Below are 23,490 nucleotides of genomic sequence, written 5' to 3' on the forward strand. Positions count from 1 at the left end.
AGCGTTACAAGTATTACACAAAGTTTTTTATGTTGAGAATATTTTTTTGATGGGAATGCACTTATTTTTGATCGTTCGCTCAAAGAAGCATCGAATTGTGCAAAAACAGCTAAAAACCCGAGTGAAAACAGAAAGCTTCCATCGGATTCATCTTAGATAATCACGGATTAGATAGTGAAATCCGATTTGATTTTTTATTAATTGCGGCTATCGATAAAATAAAAAAAGCGCCACCAGGGCGCTTTTTTAAGCAAATTAATTCGTGTTGGAATTATTACAGCACGTGAACGGATGCGGTGTTAGTCGTGCCGCTCGGAACCAGTGCGCCGGAAACCATAACCACAACGTCACCTTTCTGAGCCAGACCGCTTTCCAGAGCGACTTCTTTACCCAGGCGATAGAAATCATCGGTAGAGCTAATTTCTTTAACCACTTGTGCAACAACGCCTTTGCTCAGCACCAGCTGACGCGCGGTCGTTTCGTTGGTGGTCAGCGCCAGGATGGTGGCATCCGGGAAGTATTTACGTACTGCGCGAGCAGATTTACCGCCCTGGGTAGCGACGACGATCAGCGGCGCGTCCAGTTTTTCTGCAGTTTCAACCGCGCCACGGCAAACGGCTTCGGTGATGCGCAGTTTGCGGCTGTCGTTATTGAAGTCCAGACGACTGGTCATCACGCGGTCAGTACGCTCACAGATGGTCGCCATGATGGTGACGGCTTCCAGCGGGTATTTACCTTTTGCAGACTCGCCAGACAGCATTACTGCGTCGGTACCGTCGAGGATGGCGTTTGCTACGTCACCGGCTTCAGCGCGGGTAGGACGCGGGTTTTTGATCATGGAGTCCAGCATCTGGGTCGCAGTGATAACGACTTTACGTGCACGGATACATTTTTCGATGATCATCTTCTGCGCGAAGATAACTTCTTCAACCGGGATCTCAACGCCCATATCGCCACGCGCAACCATGATGCCGTCAGACGCTTCGAGGATTTCGTCGAAGTTGTTCAGGCCTTCCTGGTTTTCGATTTTGGAGATGATCTGGATGTTTTCGCCGCCGTGCGCTTTCAGGTGCTCACGGATTTCTACGACGTCAGAACGTTTACGGATAAAGGATGCAGCAACGAAGTCAACGCCTTGCTCGCAACCGAAGATAAGGTCCTGTTTGTCTTTTTCAGCCAGGGCTGGCAGTGCGATGGAAACGCCCGGCAGGTTAACACCTTTGTTTTCGCCCAGGTCGCCGTTGTTCAGCACTTTACAGATAACTTTGTTACCTTCGATGGCGGTAACTTCCATGCCGATCAGACCATCGTCAACCAGAACGGTATTGCCGACGGACAGATCTTTAGTGAAGCCTTCATAAGTAACAGCAACGATTTCGTTGTTGCCTACGACAGATTTGTCGGTGGTGAACGTGAAGGTCTGGCCCGCTTTCAGGGAAACGTCGTTACCGCCTTCCAGTTTAATGGTACGGATTTCCGGACCTTTGGTGTCGAGCAGGATTGCGGCTTTCTTACCGGTTTTGCTCATGACGTTGCGCAAATTCTTGATGCGCTGACCGTGTTCTGCATAGTCGCCGTGGGAGAAGTTCAGACGCATGACGTTCATGCCCGCGTCCAGCATTTTGGTTAACATCTCTTCGGATTCGGTTTTCGGACCGATGGTGCAAACAATTTTCGTCTTTTTCATGACAGTCTTAGTCTTTAAGTTGAGAAGGATATGGAAATCTGGCTCCCGCCGCGCACGGACGGGAAGCTAAACCTGAGTTACGAAAGTTGTGATGCCTCGCTCTAAGGATAGGTGACATCGAAAGAGCGTGCAGAGGAATGTGTGCTTGTGTTTCAGCCCAACGGGATGGTGAGTTTTGTAGTCGTTGAGTTTTACAGGTCAATGTGCTGAAACCATTCAAGAGACAATTGGCGCGCATTATACGCTGAAAATTATCAAAAAGGAAAATGGAAACAGCGTTTCAAAACACATCTGTGCAGTTTTACAAAAATTATTCATTAATTTGTTCAGCTGTATGGATAAAGAAGCTGTTCGCAGCAGCGGTTTGTTGCGCAACAGGTCGTTATTGTCGTCCCACTGTCTGAATTTTTGGCATTTAACGCCGTCCAGGTAAGCATATTTCTAAAAGTTATATCAAATGCGTTTTAATTCATTTTAAAAGCCAATTCTACTGATTACACTCGTTTGGACATCCATACTGCTAAACAGCCAAAAGCGCTAGCAGAAGAACAATAAGCAGCAGCGGATACCCAAACGACATGATTGTCCTGAAAAATATTTCGAAAGTGTTTACGCCAGGCAGGCTTGCCATTACCGCTGTCGATAACGTCAACCTGACGGTTGAACAGGGACAGATTTACGGAATTATTGGTTACAGCGGGGCGGGGAAAAGCACCTTAATTCGTTTGCTCAATGGGCTGGAAAAACCGACCTCCGGCAGCGTAACGATCAACGGCCACGATATTTCTGCCGCCCGTGGGGAGTCATTACGCCAGGCGCGACTGAAAATCAGCATGGTGTTTCAGCATTTCAATTTACTGTGGTCACGAACCGTAAGCGAGAATATTGCGTTCTCAATGCAAATTGCCGGAGCGCCAAAAGCCTCTATTAAAGCGCGAGTTGCTGAACTGATTGCGCTGGTTGGGCTGAGCGGTCGTGAAAACGCGTATCCGTCCCAACTGAGCGGTGGGCAAAAGCAGCGGGTAGGAATTGCCCGTGCGTTGGCGAACAATCCGGACGTCCTGCTCTGTGACGAAGCCACATCGGCGCTGGATCCGCAAACCACCGATCAGATCCTCGATTTACTGCTCGATATTAACCGCCGCTTCAAATTGACCATTGTGCTGATCACCCATGAAATGCACGTGGTACGCAAAATCTGCGATCGCGTGGCGGTAATGGAAAATGGCAAAGTTGTTGAGGAGGGCGACGTGCTCAGCGTCTTTACCCATCCGCAGCAGCCGATCACCCGACAGTTTGTGCGTCAGGTGAGCCAGTACACCGAGGAAGACGAATTTAATCCGCAGTTGGCAAGCGAGCTTGGCGGCGTAGTTATCAAGCTTACGTTCACCGGGCAGCGTACGCATCGGCCTGTGGTTGGCGAATTGACCCTGCGCTATGGCCTGCCGTTTAACATTTTACACGGCAAGATGACGCAAACTGCGCACGGTGTGTTTGGTCAGCTCTGGGTGCACGTTGTGGCCTCTGAAGAACAATTGAACAATATTTTGGCCGACCTGCGCCAGAACGATATTGAAGGCGAGGTGATTCAACATGGCTGAAGAACTGTTTCCCCATCTGAAGTGGGAGCAACTGCTGGCGGCAACCCAGGAAACGCTCTATATGACAGCCCTTTCTGGTGCGGCGACCTTTGTACTGGGGATCGCACTTGGCCTGGCGCTGTTCCTGACCGCACGCGGCGGACTGTTTCACAATCGCGCGGTATATAGCGTTATTTCACTGGTGGTGAATATCTTCCGTTCCATCCCGTTCATCATATTGATCGTGCTGCTGATCCCGTTCACCAAAGCGATGGTTGGCACCATTCTCGGTGCCAATGCCGCGTTGCCTGCGCTGATCGTGGGGGCCGCGCCGTTTTATGCGCGTCTGGTCGAAATTGCCCTGCGTGAAGTGGATAAAGGCGTTATTGAAGCGACGCGTTCGATGGGCGCACGGCTGAGCACGCTTATTTTTCGAGTTTTATTGCCGGAATCTTCTCCTGCTCTGGTGTCCGGGATCACCGTGACGCTGATTGCGCTGGTTAGCTACAGCGCGATGGCAGGGGTAATTGGCGCCGGTGGATTAGGGAATTTGGCTTATCTGGAAGGATTCCAGCGCAACCACAGCGACGTCACGCTGGTGGCGACGGTGACGATTTTGCTCATTGTCTTCATCATCCAGCTTTGCGGCGATGTGATCACCTCTCTGTTAGATAAACGCTAATAAAATACGGAAACCATTATCATGAAAAAATCACTGACGTTACTCGCCGCAGCAACCTTAAGCGCCCTGAGCTTTGCCTCCTGGGCTGATACTCTGACCGTTGGCGCATCTAACGTGCCGCATGCGGAGATCCTTGAGCAGGCTAAGCCGATTCTGGCGAAGCAGGGGATCGATTTAGAGATTAAACCGTTCCAGGATTACATTCTGCCGAACACCGCGCTGGCTGGCCGTGAGATTGACGCGAACTACTTCCAGCATATTCCGTACCTGAACAGCGTGATTAAAGACCATGCGGGTGATAAAACCTATGATTTCGTCAGCGCCGGAGCGATTCACATCGAGCCGATTGGTATCTATTCGAAAAAGGTAAAATCGCTTAAAGATCTGCCGGAAGGTGGCAAGATCATCATGCGCGATGCGGTATCTGAAGAAGGCCGTATTCTGTCGATTTTCGAAAAAGAGGGTGTGATCAAGCTGAAGCCGGGTGTGGATAAAGTGACCGCGCGCATTAGCGATATCGTCGAAAACCCGAAAAAACTGAAGTTCCTGCCTAACGTCGAAGCGGCGCTGTTACCGCAGATGTATAACAACGACGAAGGGGATGCGGTGGTGATTAACGCCAACTACGCGATCGATGCCGGGCTGGATCCGGTGAAAGATCCTATCGCCGTCGAAAGTGGTGAAAACAACCCGTATGCCAACATCATTACCGTGCATCGTGGCGACGAGAAGAAAAAGGATATCGTGGCGCTGGTTGATGTCCTGCATTCAAAAGAGATCCAGGACTGGATCCGCACCAAATATAAAGGCGCGGTGATCCCGGTAAATAACTAATTTGCTTTTTGCCGGATGGCGACTGTGCCTTACCCTGCCTACGACGTCCTGTAGGCCGGATAAGGCGCGTTGCCGTTGCCATCCGGTGCGAGAATTACACTCGCTCAATTCTCGCGGGTAACCCCTGGCGCACCGCCGCGCCCGATACCCAGTCAAGCCAGGTATTCGCTACCTGCCGGGTAGGATCCGCAAAGCCTAAATCGTTGAGATTAATCCCCGACCTTATTTGTGCATCAAACGCCATCGGTTCGCCGTCGAGCGTATGCTGCGCAGCGCCCATTTCTTTATGCCCATAACCGTGTTCAATGGCGATTACGCCAGGCATGACCCCATGCAGCAGGCTTATCTGCGCCAGCGCCTGACCGCCAGGCGTGGTGATCCGTACCTTATCGCCGTGCGCTAAGCCATATCGCTGACCGTCCTGCGGATTGAGCGCCACCAGATTTACCGGCTTCAGATGCTGCAGACGCGGGATCACCGCCGTGGCGCTGGACATTGTATTTGATTTAAAAGAAATCAGTTTCAGCGGCCACTCTTGTTCCGGGAACAACTCCTCGACAGCACGGCCATCTGACAGGCGCGAAGGATACCAGGCCGGGCAGCCGCTGAAGCGCTCGCCGGTAATCGCATGGCGGTGCGCGGCGACGTTCGCATTCCAGATTTGTAGCGGTTTTTCCCACGCATTGCCTACCCGATTCTCAACCCGCCCGCTGATGTCCGGCGCAAAGCGTCCGCCCCGGGAGTAGATAAATGCCACCCGGCTAATTTCATCGGCTTTCAGCGTTTGGGTCATCACAGGCACTATCCGCTGTACCCCGGTCAGCGCAATGTCTTCCGGCTGTGCCTCGGCGACCGGCGCTTTGCCCATAAACGCAATATTAGCGGCGAGTCGCAGGTAGTAATCTTCCGCACGGTTCAGTGGATAGCGGTTGCCTTGCGGATCGGTGATCGCATTGTCGCCGAATCCGGGTAGCCCGATGCGTTTTGCTACAGCGATACAGAAAGACTCCATCGAGGCCGGTTGACCGTTGGCGGTAGTGCTGGTCGCGGCTCTGACAACCGGCCAACGCGCGGTTGTGGCTTTACTGGCCACGCCCGCCCATGGAGCGCTGAATCCCCAACTTTCGAAGTTATGGGTATCTGGCACGATGTAATCTGCCAACGCCGTGGTTTCATTCATAAAGGCGTCAATCGCGATAAACAGCGGCAGACGCGCAGGATCCTTGAGTTTTTCTTCCGCCACGCCGCGCAACCCTGCAATGCCGTAGAACGGGTTGGTCATGTTGGAGATCCAGGCTTTCAGCGGATAAGGGTAACCTTCAAGCGCTGAGACGAGAAGTTCGGTTAGCTGACCGGCGACAAACGGATACCACGGGGCTTTGGCCGGGAAGGGGGATTGTCCGGCAGCCACCTTATTGCGGTACTCTTCGGAAGACTCATAAGCCGTTTTGCTGCGCGCGATGCTTAACCCTTTCGGTTTTACCTTCCCGGCGAAGCTGTCCATGTTGTAGCGCGGACCGTCGGTGGCGCCATTAAACTTGCCGCCGCCGACGAACACGCCGCCTTCAAGGCTGAGGTTGCCAATCAGTGCATTGAGCATCATCACCGACCAGGCATTATAAAATCCATTGCCTGCCATCATGCCACCGTGGGTGATCACCGCCGCTTTGCGTCCATGACGGGTAAACGCATCGGCCAGTGCGCTAATGTCTGCTTCAGACACGCCGCACTGCTGGCTGTATTGCGTGAGTGTTAGTTTCCCGGCGGACTCTTTCAGGCACTGAAGGCTGCTTTTGACCGTCACCGTCTGGCCGTCTGCCAGCATGACTTCGCGGCTGACAAACAACTGCGCACGCGGGCAACCGCTGGCGGCGACAATTTCGCCGGCCTCGTTAACGACTGCTGGCTCCTCGGCGGCATTTGCGTTCAAATGTGCGAGGGTTAAATGCTGTCCGGCAAGGGTTGGAAGCTCATCGGTAATCACCAGATGCGTGGCGTTAGTCCAGCTTTTTTCTTCGGCCTGCTGCATGGCCTGTATGCCGGGAATAGCGAGGTAATCGGCGTTATAACGCTGTTTATCGATAATCCAGCGGATCATCGCCATCGCCAGCGCAGAGTCGCTTCCCGGACGTACGGGCTGCCAGTGACCGCGCTCGTCAGCCAGCACCGTAGTCAATGGCAGGGCGGGCGCCACCACCACATAACGGAAGTCGTCGCGTAACCGGGCGCTAGCCAGTTGCCGGGCCTGGCGCTTAAATGGATTACCGGATTGCGCCGGCGAAGTGCCCATAAACAGCGCGAATTCGACGTTATCCCAGTCGGGTTTCACGTGGGTGTTTTTATCCAGATCGCCCATTAGCGCACCGGAACCGGCACGATAGGCCAGACCGCAGTAAGCGCCATGAGCACCGAAGTTTTTACTGCCAAAACTGTTCAGCGCGAAGCGGCGCAAAAATGTATCACGTCCTTCATCGCTGGTATTCGTGACCAGCAGTTGATTGGACTTTGGGCCAAAGCCGGGATGCCCGGCATCAAGTGGCGTGTTGGTATCATGGATTGCCCGCAGACCGTCAACGTGGCCTTCACCAAACAGATCGCCGCCTTCCACCACTTCTTCGATCAACTGTTCGAAGCTAATGCGCTGCCATTTTCCCTCACCGCGTTTACCGACGCGCTTCATAGGTTCCAGAATACGTAGCGGGCTGTACAGCCCTTCCAGTAAGGTTGCACCACGGGCGCAAGCGGTGGAACGCGCGTCAAGACCCGATTCGCCCGCCAGTTGTTCCATTGCGGTGGCAAAGGGGACGGCGGAGTCAATATGATGCTCCTGAGACAATGGATGATAGGGGTTGCCCGCAATGCGCAGCACCTTGCCTTGTTCATTGTCGACGCGTACCCGCACGCCACACTGCGTCCAGCAGCCAAAGCACTGCGTCATGGAGATAACCTGCTGCGGGTTCTGCTGCCAGCGCGGCTGGGCATTGGCTTCGGGAATGAGGGCGTTACCAAAGATGCGATCACGGGTAATTTTGCCCGAGGTTCCGTCCAATAAACCGTCTATTGCGCGCTTTGCCACATCCCGATAACTCAGGCCAAAAGTCACCATGCCACCTACGGCAAGGCCTACTTTAAGCCACTGACGACGTGTTAAATTAGCCATGTTGCATTCTCCTTGCGATCGCGTTCAGGGCTTCACGAACAATAATGATCAGTGCAATCCACAGTCCAAAGGTGCCCAAAATGGCCAGCCAGCCATCGGTACCCCCAGGCAGGGTGTAAGGGTTAAACTGCGCGTTAAATTTCGGGATGGTCTGTACCTGGATGAGTAACGTCCAGCGCAACAGCCAGCACAGCGCCATCGCGCTAAATGCGAGTATTATGCGCAGCGGCAGCGACAGGGGGTTACGTAGCACCAGCCCACAAAGAGCAAGCGATGCAAGCCATAGCGCAACCCAGCCGATGGCGTAGTGTCGTGCCGAAGAGGCAACGTCGAGCCACTGGCGAATAGCTGAACCGGAAAGCGAATTGCCGCTCGCCCATATCACCACCACTCCAGCCAGCGCGATCAGGGTAATTGTCTGCCCCCATGCCAGTTTGCGTGCTAATGTTTCCTGGTTTTTGGTCGTTGCGATGAGCAGGGCGAGAAACGTTTGCAGCGCGCTGAGAAACATTGCAATCGGAAAGGCGTAGCTGAACCAGACCGGACGCGCCTGCACCACTGACACTTCTCGACCGGTGTAAACCAGCAATCCGATGGCCGACAGGGCGCTACCTATGGCTAACCATTTGGTGACGCTGTAACTTTTGAGCGTTAACCGTTTAACGTGCTGCGCCAAAAACCACAGACCTAAGAAGCCGGTGAATAGGGGTAAAAACAGCGCGCCCCATGGCATCCACGACCATGGCGTTGGCCAGGCGTAGAAATGCCAGACGCGGGCGGTTTGGTGTAAGTCAGCGGTCAGCGCCAGCGGCGCGGTAATCGCGCAGGTCAGGGCGATTAACAGCGTCAGGTTTTCCAGTTCCGCCGTCTCTTGTTTGCGCCAGTGAAGCAGACAGGCGAACAGCGCGGCGCAGGCGGCAATGCCGATGAAAAAGAAATATTGTACGGCCCAGGGTAACCAGCTTACGTCCTGGGGATGGGCCAGAACCTCTTCAATAACCAGTGAATGGTTCATTTAAACCTCCTGCCAGAGAGCGGGTTGAGCACGTCCCATCAACGGGGTGACAAACGCCTCGTCCAGACCCAGATAGAACACGTGCGGGGCTGTCCCATTTTCTGGTTTCAGGACTTTAATGGCGTCATGGTATTCACGCAGCATTTGCGAGATTCGACTGTGCGGATCTTTGATATCGCCTATGATGCGCGCGCCACCGACGCAGGATTCCACGCAGGCCGGGAGCAGGCCGGCTTCGAGACGGTGAACACAAAAGGTGCATTTATCAGCGGTTTGCGTTTCATGGTTGATGAATCGCGCATCATAAGGACAGGCCTGCACGCAGTAGGCGCAGCCCACGCAGCGCGTGTTGTCGACTACCACAATGCCGTCTTCGCGTTGGAAAGTGGCCTGTACCGGGCAAACGGGGACGCAGGGGGGATTATCACAATGGTTGCACAGCCGCGGCAGCAGGACGTTGGTGACGCTCTGCTGGCCCTCAATCTGCACCTGATACTGGTTAACGAGGGTACGAAATTCGCCCTGCGGCGTCTGGTTTTCAATGGCGCAACTGACGGTACACGCCTGGCAGCCAATACAGCGACGCAGGTCAACCAGCATGGCGTAGCGGTGTTGAAGTGAGCCTTCATGGCGTTCAGGCGAGAAGGGGAATTGCGCCTGAGCTAAAGGTACCAGCGATGCGCCGGCGGTCAGGACGCCCAGTTGCTGGAGAAACTGCCGTTTACTGCTGTCCATATTTTCTCCCGTCACGATGCAACAACGAAACATTGGTCACGCCGTTGATTTGCTTGTGATGAATAAAGAATCTCGATGATTTACAGTGTAAAAATCGTGATGGGGGTACTCTATTGTGGTTAACCACATACCCGGCTTGTTGTTGATCTAAAACAACATAATTGACAGGGATAATTGAGTGGGACGCAACGTAGTAAAATGTCTGGTGGTGCTGGCGTCGCTATGGATGCTAAGCGGGGTGGTCAGGGCACAGACATGGAATATCGGCGTTTTGGCGATGCGTGGGGAGGTCTCCACACGTAATCACTGGCAGCCGCTGGAAACCTTGTTGAATCAGCAAATCCCCGGCGAACAGTTTCATATTCAACCACTGGACCTGCACCAGATGCAGGAGGCGGTGAATCGTGGCACGGTACAATTTGTGGTCACCAATCCGGCGCAGTTTGTGCAGCTAAACAGCAGCGCTGCACTACGTTGGCTGGCGTCGCTACGTTCTACTCGCGGGGGGAAAGCCACCAGTAACGTGATTGGCAGCGCGATCCTCGTCAGACGCGACAGCGGGATAACCTCCGCACACGATCTGATCGGCAAAACGGTTGGCGCCATTGACGCACAGGCATTTGGCGGTTATTTGCTGGGATATAAAGCGCTCAGCGATGCCGGTTTGCGCCCGGAGCGCGATTTGCATCTGATGTTCACTGGATTTCCCGCCGATGCCTTACTCTATTTATTACGCGAAAAAGCCGTGCAGGCAGTGATTGTACCGGTGTGTCTGCTGGAAAAAATGGATGAAGAAGGGCTTATTCGTAAAACAGATTTTATGGCCGTACTTAACCATCCAACGTCGATTCCCTGTTTAACCAGTACGCCGCTCTATCCTGACTGGTCGTTTGCGGCACTGCCTGCAGTAAGCGACGAGCTGGCCGATCGCGTCACGCGGGCACTGTTCAATGCGCCGCAGAATGCGACGTTTCGCTGGGGGGCGCCCGCCTCGACTCGCGAAGTCGAAGCGTTGCTGCGCGACGTCCGCCAACATCCGCAGCAGCGCCAGCTGTGGCTGGATGTCAAAAGCTGGTTTATTCAACATCGGCTGGCGATGGGAGGCGCGGCTCTCGTACTGCTGTTGCTGACGCTCAATTATATCTGGGTGATGCTGCTGGTTCGTCGACGCGGCAGGCAGTTGGAGCGAAACAACGTACTGTTGCGCAAACAGGAACAGGAACTGGAAACCGCTCGCCAAATGAGCGTGCTTGGCGAGATGACTTCAGGTTTTGCTCATGAGCTCAATCAGCCTCTGTCGGCTATCCGACATTATGCGCAAGGCTGTCTGATCCGCCTGCGTGGTCAGGATCAGCAGCACCCGCTGCTGCCCGCGCTGGAGCACATTGATAACCAGGCACAGCGAGGCGCTGATACGCTGCGTAATCTTCGCCAGTGGGTTAGCCAGGCGCAGGGCAATCCGGTAATTACCGACGACTGGCAAGTCGTCAATATTCACGATGCCATCCATCATGTCTGGCAATTATTGCGCATGCCTCAGCAATTCCCGGCGGTGGCGCTGCAAACGCAGATTAGTAAGGCGTTAACATTAACGCTGCCAGCCGTTCTCCTCGAACAGGTTCTGGCCAATCTGGTGCTCAATGCGGCCCAGGCAGGGGCAACTACAGTGTGGTTTAGCGCCGAGCGTGAGGATGGCGATGTGTGTATTCAGGTGCAGGATAACGCCGGAGGTATTGATGAGGCACAATTGTATCAGGCTTTTCAGCCGTTTATGACAACCCGTAAAGAGGGGATGGGGCTGGGATTAGCCATTTGTCAGCGGCTGGTGCGCTACGCGAATGGAGACATTGAGATCAATAATCATCAGGCTCCTGATGAAAAAGCGGGTGCGATGGTGACATTACATTTTAAGCAAAACCTGGAGGGAGGCCGTAGTGGCAATCATTCATCTGCTGGATGACGATATTGCCGTCACCCAGGCCTGCGCGTTTTTACTGGAAAGTCTGGGATATGAGGTGTGTTGCTGGGATCAGGGCGAAACATTCCTCGCCGAGGCAAATCTGCACCAGGTGGGCGTACTTTTGCTGGACATGCGTATGCCGGTTCTGGATGGGCACGCTGTCCATGAAGCCATGCGTCAGCAAGAAAGTACGCTAGCGGTGGTATTTCTCACCGGGCATGGCGATGTTCCGATGGCGGTTGAGCAAATGAAGCGCGGAGCGGTCGATTTTTTGCAAAAGCCGGTCTCCGCTGCGCCTTTACAGGCGGCGTTAGAGCATGCTTTGCAGGTTTCTCTCGCCGCCTTCTCGCGACAAGAGATCGTCGTCTGTTATCAGCAGCTCACGCCAAAGGAGCGAGAGCTGGCACAGCTGGTAGCAAAAGGGTTGATGAATCGGGAAATTGCTGACGCAATGAATATTGCCGTGCGCACGGTAGAGGTTCACCGGGCGCGGGTGATGGAAAAAATGCAGGCGGGAAGTCTTGCGGAGCTGGTAAATCGACTCCAGAAGATTCAGTAGAGTTATGACATTTGTTTGATTTTCATTGAATTTTGTCTAAACCGTCAGACTGATATATGCTGTTGGTTTGAGTTAATGACGAGCGGGCAAAAATGGGAAATCAGACCAAAGACGATGAGCTGTACCGTGAAATGTGCAGAGTAGTCGGTAAAGTAGTGCTGGAAATGCGCGATCTGGGACAAGAACCTAAGCATATCGTCATTGCGGGAGTACTGAGAACCACCCTCGCCAACCAACGTGTGAAGCGCAGCGAGCTAGAAAAACAAGCCATTGAGACCGTGATTAAAGCATTGGCCGGATAATCCGCAAAAAAGAGGGCGGTAGTTTCTCTCGCCGTCCTCTTATTCTCATTACGTTAATCTATCAATAATTATAATTTAGTGCTGCAATTAGCGTTATCAAACTCGCTGTATATTTAATTATATATCGCATGCTATATAAAAATATATATGAGAGTGGAGTCACAAATATTTGCACAGCATATGAAGTGCTATTTTAATTTATCTAAATGATAATAAATCTCACTCCGCATTAATTATTTCCCTTCCGTTTTTTAATTGATGACGATCAAGACTATGTATGCTGAATAACCACATTATTTCTACGCCTAACCCTAAAGAATTAGATTCATTCTGTTTAACCACCGTCATTTACGCGATCAGGTTAGGGCAAAATTTTACGTGTTGTTGGCAACATAAACCGCCCGAAATGGCTTGAGCTGGACTGGTTTAATTTAGCCTGGAGGTGTTGCTACCACAGCGTTTGCGAAGAGGATGCGAAATAAATGAACCAGGTTGATCGTCCATTTTTAGATTGTGGTTTAACGCGGCTTGAATTTCTGCGGATATCAGCAAAAGGTCTGGCGGGATTAACCATTGCCCCCGCACTGTTATCCCTTTTGGGCTGTAAGCAGGAAGATGTCGACAGCGGCACCGTGGGGCTTATCAATACGCCAAAAGGGGTGCTGGTAACCCAGCGAGCGCGCTGTACGGGCTGTCACCGCTGTGAAATTTCCTGTACTAATTATAACGATGGCGCCGTGGGCACTTTCTTTTCCCGTATAAAAATCCATCGTAATTACTTCTTTGGCGATGATGGCGTTGGTTCCGGCGGCGGACTGTATGGCGATTTAAACTATACCGCTGATACTTGCCGTCAGTGCAAAGATCCGCAATGCATGAAGGTCTGCCCCATCGGCGCTATTACCTGGAAACAGGAAGAGGGTTGTATTGTGGTGGATCACAAACGTTGTATTGGCTGCAGCGCGTGTACTACCGCCTGTCCGTGGATGATGGCGACCGTAAATACCGAAACCAAAAAATCCTCAAAATGTGTGTTATGCGGGGAATGCGCCAATGCTTGTCCGACTGGAGCATTAAAAATTATCGAGTGGAAAGATATTACTGTTTGATAGATAGCAGGTATGTCTGGTACGCGTCATTAATTGCCAAAAATATCGCAGTTTTGCAGATAAAAGCTACCTGGAAAATGGCGGGTATATCTATTAAACCTTCTTGCAAAGGAAAACATGATGGCTAATGGTTGGACAGGTAATATTTTACGGGTCAATCTCACCACGGGTAATATCACCCTGGAAGATTCCAGTAAATTTAAAAAATTTGTCGGCGGGATGGGCTTTGGTTATAAAATTATGTACGACGAAGTCCCGCCTGGCACCATGCCTTTTGATGAAGGGAATAAACTGGTTTTCGCCACCGGACCATTAACGGGTTCTGGTGCCCCTTGTAGCTCCCGCGTCAATATCACCTCCTTATCGACGTTCACCAAAGGCAATTTAGTGGTGGATGCCCACATGGGCGGCTTCTTCGCCGCGCAAATGAAATTCGCCGGTTACGATGCCATTGTTATCGAAGGAAAGTCCGCATCTCCGGTCTGGATCAACATCAAAGACGATAAGGTGAGCATCGAAAAAGCCGATTTCCTGTGGGGCAAGGGAACGCGCGCCACAACCGAGGAAATTTGCCGTATTACCAGCCCGGAAACCTGCGTCGCGGCTATTGGCCAGGCGGGTGAGAATCTGGTGCCGCTCTCCTGCATGATCAACAGCCGTAACCATAGCGGCGGCGCCGGTACTGGCGCGGTGATGGGCTCGAAAAACCTGAAGGCCATTGCGGTAGAAGGGACCAAAGGGGTCAATATTGCCGATCGCAAAGAGATGAAGCGGCTCAATGACTACATGATGACCGAGCTTATCGGCGCCAACAACAACCACGTTGTGCCAAGCACCCCGCAGGCCTGGGCAGAATATTCTTCGCCAAACTCGCGCTGGACAGCCCGTAAGGGACTTTTCTGGGGCGCGGCAGAAGGTGGGCCAATCGAAACCGGCGAAATCCCGCCGGGTAACCAGAATACCGTGGGTTTCCGTACCTATAAATCCGTGTTCGATCTGGGGCCAGCCGCTGAGAAATACACGGTCAAAATGAGCGGCTGCCATTCATGTCCCATTCGTTGTATGTCGCAGCTTAATGTCCCGCGAGTGAAAGATTTTGGCGTGCCGAGTACCGGTGGTAACACCTGCGTAGCGAACTTCGTTCACACCACCATTTTCCCTAATGGCCCGAAAGATTTCGACGATAAAGACGACGGGCGCGTGGTGGGAAATCTGATAGGTCTGAACCTGTTCGACGATTATGGCATCTGGTGTAACTACGGGCAGTTGCACCGTGATTTTACTTATTGCTATTCGAAAGGCGTCTTTAAGCGCGTACTGCCCGCTGAAGAGTATGCGGAGATCCGCTGGGATCAGCTGGAAGCGGGCGATCCTCATTTTATTAAAGACTTCTACTACCGCCTGGCGCATCGCGTGGGTGAACTCAGCCATCTTGCGGACGGCTCGTATGCCATTGCTGAACGCTGGGATTTGGGCGAAGAGTACTGGGGTTATGCCAAAAATAAACTGTGGTCACCGTTCGGTTTTCCAGTCCACCATGCAAACGAGGCCTCCGCACAGGTGGGGGCGATCACCAACTGTATGTTTAACCGTGACTGTATGACGCATACCCATATCAACTTCATCGGTTCCGGATTACCGCTGAAATTACAGCGCGAAGTGGCGGGCGAGTTATTTGGTTCGCAGGATGCCTACGATGAAACCAAAAACTACACCCCGATCAATGCCGCCAAGATTAAATATGCCAAATGGACGCTGCTGAAAGTCTGTCTGCATAACGCGGTTACGCTGTGTAACTGGGTTTGGCCGATGACGGTTTCACCACTCAAGAGCCGTAACTATCGCGGGGATTTGGATCTGGAAGCGAAGTTCTTCCAGGCGGTCACCGGTGATGAAACCACGCAGGCGAGTCTGGACCTGGCCGCTGAACGCATCTTTACTCTGCATCGTGCTTATACGGTCAAACTGATGCAAACCAAAGATATGCGCAATGAGCACGATCTCATCTGTTCCTGGGTGTTTGATAAAGATCCGAAGATCCCGGTTTTCACTGAAGGAACCGACAAGATGGACAGGGAGGATATGCGTCAGTCCCTGACGATGTTCTATCAGGAAATGGGCTGGGATCCAGAGCTGGGTTGCCCAACGCGTGAAACCCTGAACCGACTCGGACTTGAAGACGTAGCCGCTGATTTGGCTGCACAGGATCTGTTGCCGGCGTAAGGAAAGCAAGATGACTAACGTGAGCGACGTTCTGATACCCGTTGAGGCGTTTCCTGACGAGGTTGACAGTCAAAAGAGACAGTGGCTGCAGGCGTTTCACCCTCCTGTAGAGCAGGTGACTGCACCTCAGGTTCAGGAACCCGTCAGCCCGGAGTCGATTGTGGCAGATTTTATTCGTCAGCATTCAGCATCAGGACAAGTTGTGGCGCGCAGCGTGTTTCTGCAGCCACCTTATTCGGTCCCTGAAACCGAGCTTTCTACGCTGTTGGATGCGCTGTGTCAGGACGCGAATGACGCGGATATTAGCCGTGTGCAGGGCGCGGAAGATGCGTATTTCTATTCGACGCAAACCATGAGCGCAAATTACGCCGATATGTGTGTGCAGGTGATGGAAAACGACATCTGCCGTGCGATTGCCGAAGCGGTACGCTTCGACTGTCGCACGTATCCTCGCCCCTATAAGGTCGCCATGCTGACGCAACCGCCGTATAGCTTTGAGTCTCAACAGCTTGCAGGTGCGCTCACAGCCATGGAAACGCATCCTGATTACGCAGATATACGGCCTGTGGAATCGTCAAATGCGGAGCCTTATTTGTTCAGCGAACGTTTTATGAGTTATGGCAAAGCGTACGGCCTGTGTGAATGGCTTGAGGTTGAGCAGTATCAGAACCCCTGAATTATTCAGGTTGATGTCATGGAATGTGTGGACGACCACTGTCACAGTATTAGAGGATAACCCGATGTCCTTCACCCGACGAAAATTTGTCATTGGCATGGGGACGGTGATTTTTTTTACCGGCCCAGGTCAAAATCTGTTAGCGAGTACCAGAAGCCCTAAAGACGTTCATTACGTCATGATTCACGACGAATCACTGTGTAACGGATGTAATCTCTGCGCCCGCGCATGCAGGAAAACCAACCATGTTCCTGCCCAGGGCAGCCGTTTGTCGATAGCGCATATTCCGGTCTCTGACAACGACAACGAAACGCTGTATCACTACTTCCGTCAGTCCTGTCAGCATTGCGACGATGCGCCTTGTATTGAGGTGTGCCCGACCGGCGCCTCCTGGCGAGATGAAAACGGTATTGTGCGGGTAGACACGTCTTCCTGTATCGGCTGCAGCTACTGTATTGGCGCGTGTCCTTATCAGGTGCGTTATCTCAACCCGCAAACCAAAGTGGCGGATAAATGCGACTTCTGTGCTGAAACACGTCTGGCGAAAGGTTTTCCGCCGATCTGTGTTAACGCCTGCCCGGAACATGCGCTGATTTTTGGTCGTGAAGATAGCCCAGAAATTCAGAGCTGGTTGCGAGAAAATAAGTATTACGAACATCAACTTGCAGGCGCCGGAAAACCCCATCTGTATCGTCGGTTCGGTCAACATTTGATTAAAAAGGATAATGTATGAACGCGTCGCAGAATGCCGAACAGTTTCACGCCCAGCTTGCGCAGTATGTTCCCCTGTTTTCACCGGACTACTGGCCTGTGTGGCTGGTTATCGCTGGGTTAATGCTGGTGGGAATGTGGCTGGTGCTGGCGCTACACGCCATGCTGCGCTTTCGAGCGGCGCATAAAGCGTCGGCAGGGCACGGTGAGAAAGTCTATTTATACTCGAAGGCTGTACGTTTATGGCACTGGTCAAATGCGCTGCTTTTTTTACTACTTCTGGCTAGTGGTCTGGTCAATCACTTCTCCGCCGTCAGCGCATCGGTGATGAAAAGCCTGCTTACCGTACATGAGATCTGCGGCTTTTTATTGCTTGCCTGCTGGATTGGTTTTGTCCTGATCAACCTGATTGGCGGCAACGGACATCATTATATTATTCAACGTCAAGGATGGATCGCACGCGCGCAAAGACAAACGCGATTTTACCTGTTCGGCATTATGCAGGGTGAATCACACCCATTCCCGGCATCAAAGCGTTCTAAGTTCAATCCGCTACAGCAGGCGGCCTATGTGGGCGTGATGTATGGTTTGCTGCCATTACTGCTAATCTCAGGGCTGTTATCGCTCTATCCGACGGTTGTCGGCGATCTGTTCCCTGGCGTGCGTTACTGGCTGCTGCAGGCGCACTTCGCGCTGGCGATTGTCAGTCTGTTTTTCATTTTTGGGCATCTTTATCTCTGCACGACAGGTCGCACGCCGGGCGAAACCTTCAAGTGTATGGTGGATGGCTATCACCGACATTAAGCGATGATGATTACGCGAAGTGATTTACGGGCCTGGCGCGTTGGGCCCGTTATGTATCGCTGGTTTTTACGTACTTTTCCCGCTGGTGGAAGCTATGCCGATGTCCATCGTGCGCTCCAGCGAGAAGGGTATACAGACTGGGCAGACAGCCTGGTGGAATACGGCTGGTCAAAATGGCGGGAAGAGGCGAGTTTTGTCCAGCAGGATATTCGCGCGATGGGGAGTATTTCCCGTGTGCAAACGGCGGGGGAAACCCGCCGTCCGCTGGCGGATGCGGAAGATAATGCCCGGTTTAGTAGCGCTAGCGATAACGTTAAAATCGCCAGCGCAGGGTATGCCGCCCAGATTGCCAGCGCAGGTTATAGCGCACGCATTGGTAGCGTAGGCTACAACGTGCATATCGGCAGCTCAGGCGATCGCGGGCGAATTGCGGTTGCGGGAAATTCGGCACGTATCAGTAGCGTGGGTGACGGGACGCGTATCGCCAGTACCGGCATGCGCGTACGCATCAGCTCGCTCGGTGACAGAAACCGGATTGCCTGCAGTGGCGATTTAACCCAGTTGGCCTGTTTTGGCGCAGAGTCCAAAATCGCCAACTGCGCGGATAACATCCACATTATTGCCAGCGGAGAGAACGCCGTCGTTGCCAGTACAGGCGTTGTCGATTCGATAACGCTCGGTCCCGGCGGCTGCGCGGCGCTGGCCTACCACGATGGCGAGAGGATGCGTTTTGCGCTTGCCGTTGAAGGGGAAAATAACATTCGGGCAGGGGTGAAATATCGGCTCAACGAAGACCATCAGTTCGTGGAATGTTGAGCCGTGGTGTCATTTTAGCGCGAAGCGGCGTTGGGTGATTTTCTCCAGGCTCAGGCACAGCAGGTAATAGACCAGTCCGGTAAAGATAAAAATAGCTGCCGGGTAGATTTGCACCCGGCTGTTAACCTGACCGGCAACCGTCGTGAGTTCCGGCACGTTAACGATAAATGCCAGCGATGTATCCTTCAGTAATCCAATAAAGATCCCCGTGAGCGACGGCAGCACGTTACGCAGCACCTGTGGCAATAAGATAAGCCACAGTGCCTGATAAGGGCGAAAACCCTGAACCACTGCTGCATCATATTGCCCGCCAGGCAGTGCGCTGATTCCTGCGTACACTGAGTGCATCACCGAGGCGGCGGTGAACCATGCCAACGCCAGCGTCACGGTAACGGCGCCGGGAAGATCGCTTCCGGTCAGCATGGGGAGCAAATACCACATCCAGAAAATCACAAAGATGAGCGGAATGCCGCGAATAAACTCTGCCCAGATGAACAATAGGTTGCGAATCGCGCCAGGAAACCGCCAGGCGCAGCAGGCAAGAACTATTCCGCCCGGCAGGGCCAGCAGCGCCGCGCCGAAAGCCATCAGCAAAGTGAGCAGAACGCCGCCGGGTTGCCCCTGCGCCATTCGTCCCCACAGGAGATAGTCAAGATTGTCGGTAATGACCGAAATATTAGCGATCACGCGGTATGCTCCTGACGCAGAAAATGCGCGTTCTTACCTTTGACGATTTACCCGACGCTGGCTGCGGGCCAAGACGCGTAAGCAGCATACCCAGAACGATGCCGGTGAACAGGTAAAGCGCCGTGCCAACGGCAAAGGCTTCCAGCGCGTGCGCGTTGTAGCTTTCAATTTGCCGTACCTGGTAGGTGAGCTCGGCAAAACCAATACCGCTGGCGAGCGAGGAGAGCTTCATCAGGTTGAGATACTGCCCAACAATGGGTTGCCAGGCGTTTGCCAGCCCCTGAGGCAGCAGAATGTGAAGGAACGTCGTCCAGGATGAAAAACCCTGCGCCACGGCAGCCTCGCGTTGTCCGGCAGAAACCGCTTGTAAACCAGAGGCGATCTCCTCGACCAAAAATGCCGAGGTAAATACGCCCAGCCCCCATGCTGAACAGATAAATTCTGGTGTTAACCACCAGACATCCCCCGGCAGAATAGACCATGGATGCTCAGCATTGATAAAGGTAATGATGTCGCGGGGCAGCCAGTTCCATGCGGCAAAATACCAGAACATCAGTTGCACCAGTAACGGTGTGTTGCGAAACACCGAGACCCACGCGCCGACTACCGCTTTGGCGAGGCGATTGCCCGTCAGGCGCAGGCCGATCAGCGCGATGGCAATAAGCGTGGCGAGCACGATACCTGCCAGCGTCACCCAGAGCGTGGTGAGAAAGCCGGAAATAATCCATTGCAGAGGTAGCCCGCTCAGCACCCCCTGCCAGTCCATTGCAAGCATTATAGCGATGACTCCTGGTGTAACGGATCGAGCACTTTTTTCAGGAAACGCTGGGTTCTCGGGTGCTGTGGTCGGGTGAAAAAATCTTCTGGTGCGGCTACTTCAAGAATATCGCCGCCATCAATGAATACCACCCGATCGGCAATCTCACGGGCGAAATGCATTTCATGGGTCACGACGATCATGGTGATGCCGCTGTGGGCCAGGTTTTTCATCACTTGTAATACCTCGCCGATCATTTCCGGATCCAGCGCAGAAGTTGGCTCATCAAACAGAATGATTTGTGGCGACGAGGCCAGCGCACGGGCGATGGCCACGCGCTGCTGCTGCCCACCGGACAACTGCGCGGCATAGGCGTTGGCTTTTTCTGCCAGTCCTACCTTTTCCAGCAACTCGAATGCCCGACGCTCCGCTTCCGCCTTGTTCCAGCCATGAACATATTCCAGCGCCAGCGCGATGTTCGAAAGCGCTGTCAGATGCGCATAGAGATTGAATTGCTGAAATACGAAACCGATACGGCTGCGTAACTGGCGTAATGCAGCCCCGCGCAACTGACTAATCGGTTTGTCATCAATGAAGATTTCACCTCCGCTCAGCGACTCAAGCTGGTTGATAAGACGTATAAGAGTGGACTTTCCGGAGCCAGAAGGGCCCAGAATAGTCACCACTTCACCGGGTTCGACTGACAGGTTGACGCCGTTAAGTACGGTGTGAGCGTCATACTGTTTGATGACATTGCGCAGTTCAACGCTCGCCTGACGCAAATGGGTAAAATCCGCAGCAGAAGCTGCGGACCGATGAAAAAGGGCTGAGAGCATATTATCTGGCTTCTATTTTAAAGGCGCGGGGTTGGGGATTCTTGGTTTCAGGACCAAACCAGACATCATAAATTTTGGCCGCCTGCCCGGTAGACTCCAGCTTCAAAAGCTCATCGTTGACGGCTTTTAACAGCGCAGGTTCACCTTTTTTCACCCCCACGCCGATCTCTTCTTTGCTCAGCAGATCCGGCAGAATTTTGAAATCTGCTTTATCCGGCGCGCCGCCTAATAAACCGGCCAGAATCGTACTGTCCTGGGTAATCGCCTGGACATTGCCGTTGCGTAGCGCGGTTAACGCCAGTGGAATATCGTCGTAGGCCAGCACACGCGACTGCGGAAAGCGCTGATGTAGCGCCTGCTCGCCGGTGGTACCTTTTACCGCGCCGATTCGCGCTTTACTGTATTCCTCGAGCTTGTCCGGAGATTTTGCTGGCACAAGGAACTGCTGACCGGTAACAAAATAAGGGACGGAGAAGTCAATCACCTGCGCCCGTTCAGGCGTGATCGTGATATCCGCGACGATTAAATCGGCTTTACCGGATTGTAATAACGGAATGCGGTTTGCCGGATTGGTCGCGACCAGTTCCAGTTTTACGCCAAGGGATTTGGCCAGCGCTTCGGCAAAATCAACGTCGTAGCCGACAATCTTATGCGTTTTCGCATCGATGGAGCCAAACGGCGGATTCGCGTCGAATGTCGCGACTTTTACTACGCCAGCGGCCTTGATATCAGCCAGTTGGTCGGCCTGTGCCTGCGAGACGGTAAGACCTGAAGCCAGCAGCACGCCGAGCGCCAGCAGTGTTTTTTTAGCGCGGTATTTTTTCGTTGCCATCATTGTATGAAATCCCTGTAGTTTTTGGTTTGTGCTTTTTACGCTCCCATAACTTACGGTTGGGACAAAATAAGAAAAAATTCTTATCTATATACAAAATGTTATTAGTGAAAAGGGTGTTAATTACGGGTGAAAATATTGCAATGGCGGAAGGCAAAATAGTGCATAACCCCGGCAGTAATTCACGTTTGGTTTTTGTATGAGGGTGCGCGTGAATATGACTGAAGTGTGCTAATGTCCAGAAACGCTACTGGAATATCCTCCTGACCTGTACCATGTGTCACAACAGGTCTGGATTGGGGAAATGCATGCTGCGTGATAATTTTAACGATCTCTATTATCTCATTATCGTGGCCCGCGAGCGGAGTTTTACCCGGGCAGCGGCAAAGCTTGGGGTTTCGCAATCCGCGCTAAGCCATGCGATTCGTGGGCTTGAGGAACGTCTGGATGTACGACTTCTGACACGCACCACGCGCAGCGTTGCGCCGACCGAAGCCGGAGAACGGCTCATCAACAGTATCAGCCCGCGTTTTGATGACATTGAATCGGAGCTGCTGGCATTAACCGATGTCCGCCAGCGTGTGGCCGGTAACATCCGTCTGACGTTGGGCGAGCACGCGTTACAATCTACCGTCTGGCCCGCGCTGGAGCCTTTTTTACAGACTTACCCTGATGTGCATGTTGAAATGACCATCGACAATAGCCTGACGGATATTGTAACCGGCCGCTATGATGCGGGTATTCGGCTTGGCGAGCAGGTGGCGAAAGACATGGTCGCCGTCAGGATTGGCCCAGACTGGCGCATGGTAGTGGTGGGTTCACCGGCATATTTTGCCCGTCATGGCAAACCCCATACTCCGCACGACCTGCAAAATCATAACTGTATTAACATGCGCATGCCGACGTTGGGCGGTCTGTATGCCTGGGAGTTTGCCAAAGACGGGCAAGATTTGCGCGTGCGGGTGGAGGGACAGCTTATTTTTAACAATCTGCCCCCGCGGATCGGCGCGGCGATTGCCGGAATGGGGCTGGCATTTGTGCCGGAAGATACCGTAGAACGGGCCGTTGCGGACGGCGCGCTGGAAAAAGTGCTGGAGGACTGGTGCGAACCGTTTCCTGGCTATTATATGTACTACCCCAGTCGCAAACAGCATACCGCCGCTTTTGCGCAACTGATTGAGGCGTTGCGATATACGGGCTCAAGCAGGAAGGGGTAGCAGGCGATAAAAAACCGGCATTGCGCCGGTTTAGAAATCAGATTTTGCAGGCGTCGCCGCAGTCATTATCAGCAATAATTTCCTGCGCTTTCTTGTCTGCATCTTCCAGACGTTCAGCATTACGCTCTTGCGCTTCTTCCAGTCCATCAAAGACCAGATTATCGAGATCAATTTCCATCATTCACCTGCTCAGGTTCAGCGTTTAACATCCCGTTATTATATTGCAAAAATGTTGCTTAATAGCAGCGATTCTTGCTACTTAGCATCGAACGCAATCCGCTGTGCGTATTTATCCGCCAAAGTGGCCC

The 23,490-nt window shown here is 52.9% G+C and carries 23 protein-coding genes; 13 read left to right on the forward strand and 10 right to left on the reverse strand.

Annotated elements, in window-relative coordinates; translation table 11 throughout:
* Positions 1-274 precede the first annotated feature (274 nt).
* Both pykF and WHR59_RS10985 read right to left on the reverse strand, forming a co-directional pair.
* Complete coding sequence (gene pykF / locus WHR59_RS10980; protein ID WP_003029366.1) at positions 275-1,687, reverse strand: pyruvate kinase PykF; 1,413 nt, start codon at positions 1,685-1,687, stop codon at positions 275-277.
* Positions 1,688-1,694: 7 nt separating this feature from the next.
* Positions 1,695-1,889 (reverse strand): hypothetical protein, encoded by a 195-nt coding sequence (locus tag WHR59_RS10985; RefSeq protein WP_242637968.1) that lies wholly within the window; start codon positions 1,887-1,889, stop codon positions 1,695-1,697.
* 376 nt (positions 1,890-2,265) lie between these two features.
* Between WHR59_RS10985 and WHR59_RS10990 the strand changes: the two genes are divergently transcribed.
* The 3 genes from WHR59_RS10990 to WHR59_RS11000 are packed head-to-tail and all read left to right on the forward strand — an operon-like array spanning position 2,266 to position 4,783.
* Positions 2,266-3,288 carry a methionine ABC transporter ATP-binding protein gene (locus WHR59_RS10990; protein WP_047411618.1) on the forward strand — a complete coding sequence of 341 codons (1,023 nt, stop codon included), beginning with the start codon at positions 2,266-2,268 and terminating at the stop codon, positions 3,286-3,288.
* Complete coding sequence (locus WHR59_RS10995) at positions 3,281-3,949, forward strand: methionine ABC transporter permease (protein WP_047411615.1); 669 nt, start codon at positions 3,281-3,283, stop codon at positions 3,947-3,949. Before WHR59_RS10990 ends, WHR59_RS10995 begins: the two co-directional genes overlap by 8 nt.
* Positions 3,950-3,970: 21 nt before the next feature.
* The gene (locus tag WHR59_RS11000) at positions 3,971-4,783 is read left to right on the forward strand and encodes a MetQ/NlpA family ABC transporter substrate-binding protein (protein WP_047411612.1); all 813 of its coding nucleotides are present in this window, start codon (positions 3,971-3,973) and stop codon (positions 4,781-4,783) included.
* A gap of 94 nt (positions 4,784-4,877) precedes the next feature.
* Here the strand turns inward: WHR59_RS11000 and ttrA are convergent, their stop codons facing one another.
* Genes ttrA through ttrB form a run of 3 tightly spaced genes read right to left on the reverse strand, consistent with a single transcriptional unit; the run spans position 4,878 to position 9,693 of the window.
* Positions 4,878-7,943, reverse strand: a complete 3,066-nt coding sequence (gene ttrA, locus WHR59_RS11005) for a tetrathionate reductase subunit TtrA (protein ID WP_100194452.1) — start codon at positions 7,941-7,943, stop codon at positions 4,878-4,880.
* Positions 7,936-8,958 (reverse strand): tetrathionate reductase subunit TtrC, encoded by a 1,023-nt coding sequence (ttrC, locus tag WHR59_RS11010; RefSeq protein ID WP_100194451.1) that lies wholly within the window; start codon positions 8,956-8,958, stop codon positions 7,936-7,938. Before ttrC ends, ttrA begins: the two co-directional genes overlap by 8 nt.
* Complete coding sequence (gene ttrB / locus WHR59_RS11015) at positions 8,959-9,693, reverse strand: tetrathionate reductase subunit TtrB (protein ID WP_233602754.1); 735 nt, start codon at positions 9,691-9,693, stop codon at positions 8,959-8,961.
* A 226-nt stretch (positions 9,694-9,919) separates the two neighbouring features.
* On the opposite strand from ttrB, the gene ttrS reads away from it, so the two are divergent.
* From ttrS to ydhT, 9 genes are all read left to right on the forward strand, one after another.
* Positions 9,920-11,653, forward strand: a complete 1,734-nt coding sequence (gene ttrS, locus WHR59_RS11020) for a tetrathionate respiration histidine kinase TtrS (protein ID WP_101706158.1) — start codon at positions 9,920-9,922, stop codon at positions 11,651-11,653.
* The gene (gene ttrR / locus WHR59_RS11025; protein ID WP_043016546.1) at positions 11,628-12,212 is read left to right on the forward strand and encodes a tetrathionate respiration response regulator TtrR; all 585 of its coding nucleotides are present in this window, start codon (positions 11,628-11,630) and stop codon (positions 12,210-12,212) included. Before ttrS ends, ttrR begins: the two co-directional genes overlap by 26 nt.
* 92 nt (positions 12,213-12,304) lie before the next feature.
* The gene (gene fumD / locus WHR59_RS11030) at positions 12,305-12,514 is read left to right on the forward strand and encodes a fumarate hydratase FumD (protein WP_003029345.1); all 210 of its coding nucleotides are present in this window, start codon (positions 12,305-12,307) and stop codon (positions 12,512-12,514) included.
* A 482-nt stretch (positions 12,515-12,996) separates the two neighbouring features.
* Positions 12,997-13,623, forward strand: coding sequence for a ferredoxin-like protein (locus WHR59_RS11035; RefSeq protein WP_043016545.1), 627 nt, complete (start codon positions 12,997-12,999; stop codon positions 13,621-13,623).
* A 120-nt stretch (positions 13,624-13,743) separates the two neighbouring features.
* Complete coding sequence (locus tag WHR59_RS11040; protein ID WP_047411596.1) at positions 13,744-15,846, forward strand: aldehyde ferredoxin oxidoreductase; 2,103 nt, start codon at positions 13,744-13,746, stop codon at positions 15,844-15,846.
* Positions 15,847-15,856: 10 nt separating this feature from the next.
* Entirely contained in the window at positions 15,857-16,522 is a 666-nt protein-coding gene (locus tag WHR59_RS11045; RefSeq protein ID WP_338843993.1) for a YdhW family putative oxidoreductase system protein, read from the forward strand.
* Between the two features lie 64 nt (positions 16,523-16,586).
* Positions 16,587-17,255, forward strand: coding sequence for a 4Fe-4S dicluster domain-containing protein (locus tag WHR59_RS11050; RefSeq protein ID WP_051642705.1), 669 nt, complete (start codon positions 16,587-16,589; stop codon positions 17,253-17,255).
* Positions 17,252-18,037: a thiosulfate reductase cytochrome B subunit gene (gene phsC, locus WHR59_RS11055; RefSeq protein WP_075146091.1), complete on the forward strand. Its 786-nt coding sequence runs from the start codon at positions 17,252-17,254 to the stop codon at positions 18,035-18,037. Before WHR59_RS11050 ends, phsC begins: the two co-directional genes overlap by 4 nt.
* Before the next feature lie 51 nt (positions 18,038-18,088).
* Positions 18,089-18,853, forward strand: a complete 765-nt coding sequence (ydhT, locus tag WHR59_RS11060) for a protein YdhT (protein ID WP_370867302.1) — start codon at positions 18,089-18,091, stop codon at positions 18,851-18,853.
* 9 nt (positions 18,854-18,862) lie between these two features.
* Here ydhT and WHR59_RS11065 read toward each other — a convergent pair whose 3' ends face one another.
* The 4 genes from WHR59_RS11065 to WHR59_RS11080 are packed head-to-tail and all read right to left on the reverse strand — an operon-like array spanning position 18,863 to position 21,968.
* A complete protein-coding gene (locus WHR59_RS11065; protein ID WP_043016540.1) occupies positions 18,863-19,540 on the reverse strand; it encodes an amino acid ABC transporter permease in 678 nt (225 codons plus the stop codon).
* On the reverse strand, positions 19,530-20,315 hold the full coding sequence (locus WHR59_RS11070) for an amino acid ABC transporter permease (RefSeq protein WP_087050627.1): 786 nt from the start codon (positions 20,313-20,315) through the stop codon (positions 19,530-19,532). The genes WHR59_RS11065 and WHR59_RS11070 overlap by 11 nt, the downstream gene beginning before the upstream one ends.
* Positions 20,315-21,133 (reverse strand): amino acid ABC transporter ATP-binding protein, encoded by an 819-nt coding sequence (locus tag WHR59_RS11075; RefSeq protein ID WP_043016538.1) that lies wholly within the window; start codon positions 21,131-21,133, stop codon positions 20,315-20,317. The genes WHR59_RS11070 and WHR59_RS11075 overlap by 1 nt, the downstream gene beginning before the upstream one ends.
* A gap of 1 nt (position 21,134) precedes the next feature.
* Positions 21,135-21,968 (reverse strand): ABC transporter substrate-binding protein, encoded by an 834-nt coding sequence (locus WHR59_RS11080; RefSeq protein ID WP_043016537.1) that lies wholly within the window; start codon positions 21,966-21,968, stop codon positions 21,135-21,137.
* A gap of 305 nt (positions 21,969-22,273) precedes the next feature.
* Here WHR59_RS11080 and WHR59_RS11085 point away from each other — a divergent pair, with 305 nt between their 5' ends.
* Positions 22,274-23,182 (forward strand): LysR family transcriptional regulator, encoded by a 909-nt coding sequence (locus tag WHR59_RS11085; protein WP_100194448.1) that lies wholly within the window; start codon positions 22,274-22,276, stop codon positions 23,180-23,182.
* Between the two features lie 37 nt (positions 23,183-23,219).
* On the opposite strand, the gene WHR59_RS11090 is transcribed toward WHR59_RS11085, so the two are convergent.
* Positions 23,220-23,360: a hypothetical protein gene (locus WHR59_RS11090; protein WP_003832695.1), complete on the reverse strand. Its 141-nt coding sequence runs from the start codon at positions 23,358-23,360 to the stop codon at positions 23,220-23,222.
* Positions 23,361-23,490 lie beyond the last annotated feature (130 nt).

Source organism: Citrobacter europaeus (genome assembly GCF_037482245.1).
GTDB classification, from domain to species: Bacteria; Pseudomonadota; Gammaproteobacteria; order Enterobacterales; family Enterobacteriaceae; genus Citrobacter; species Citrobacter europaeus.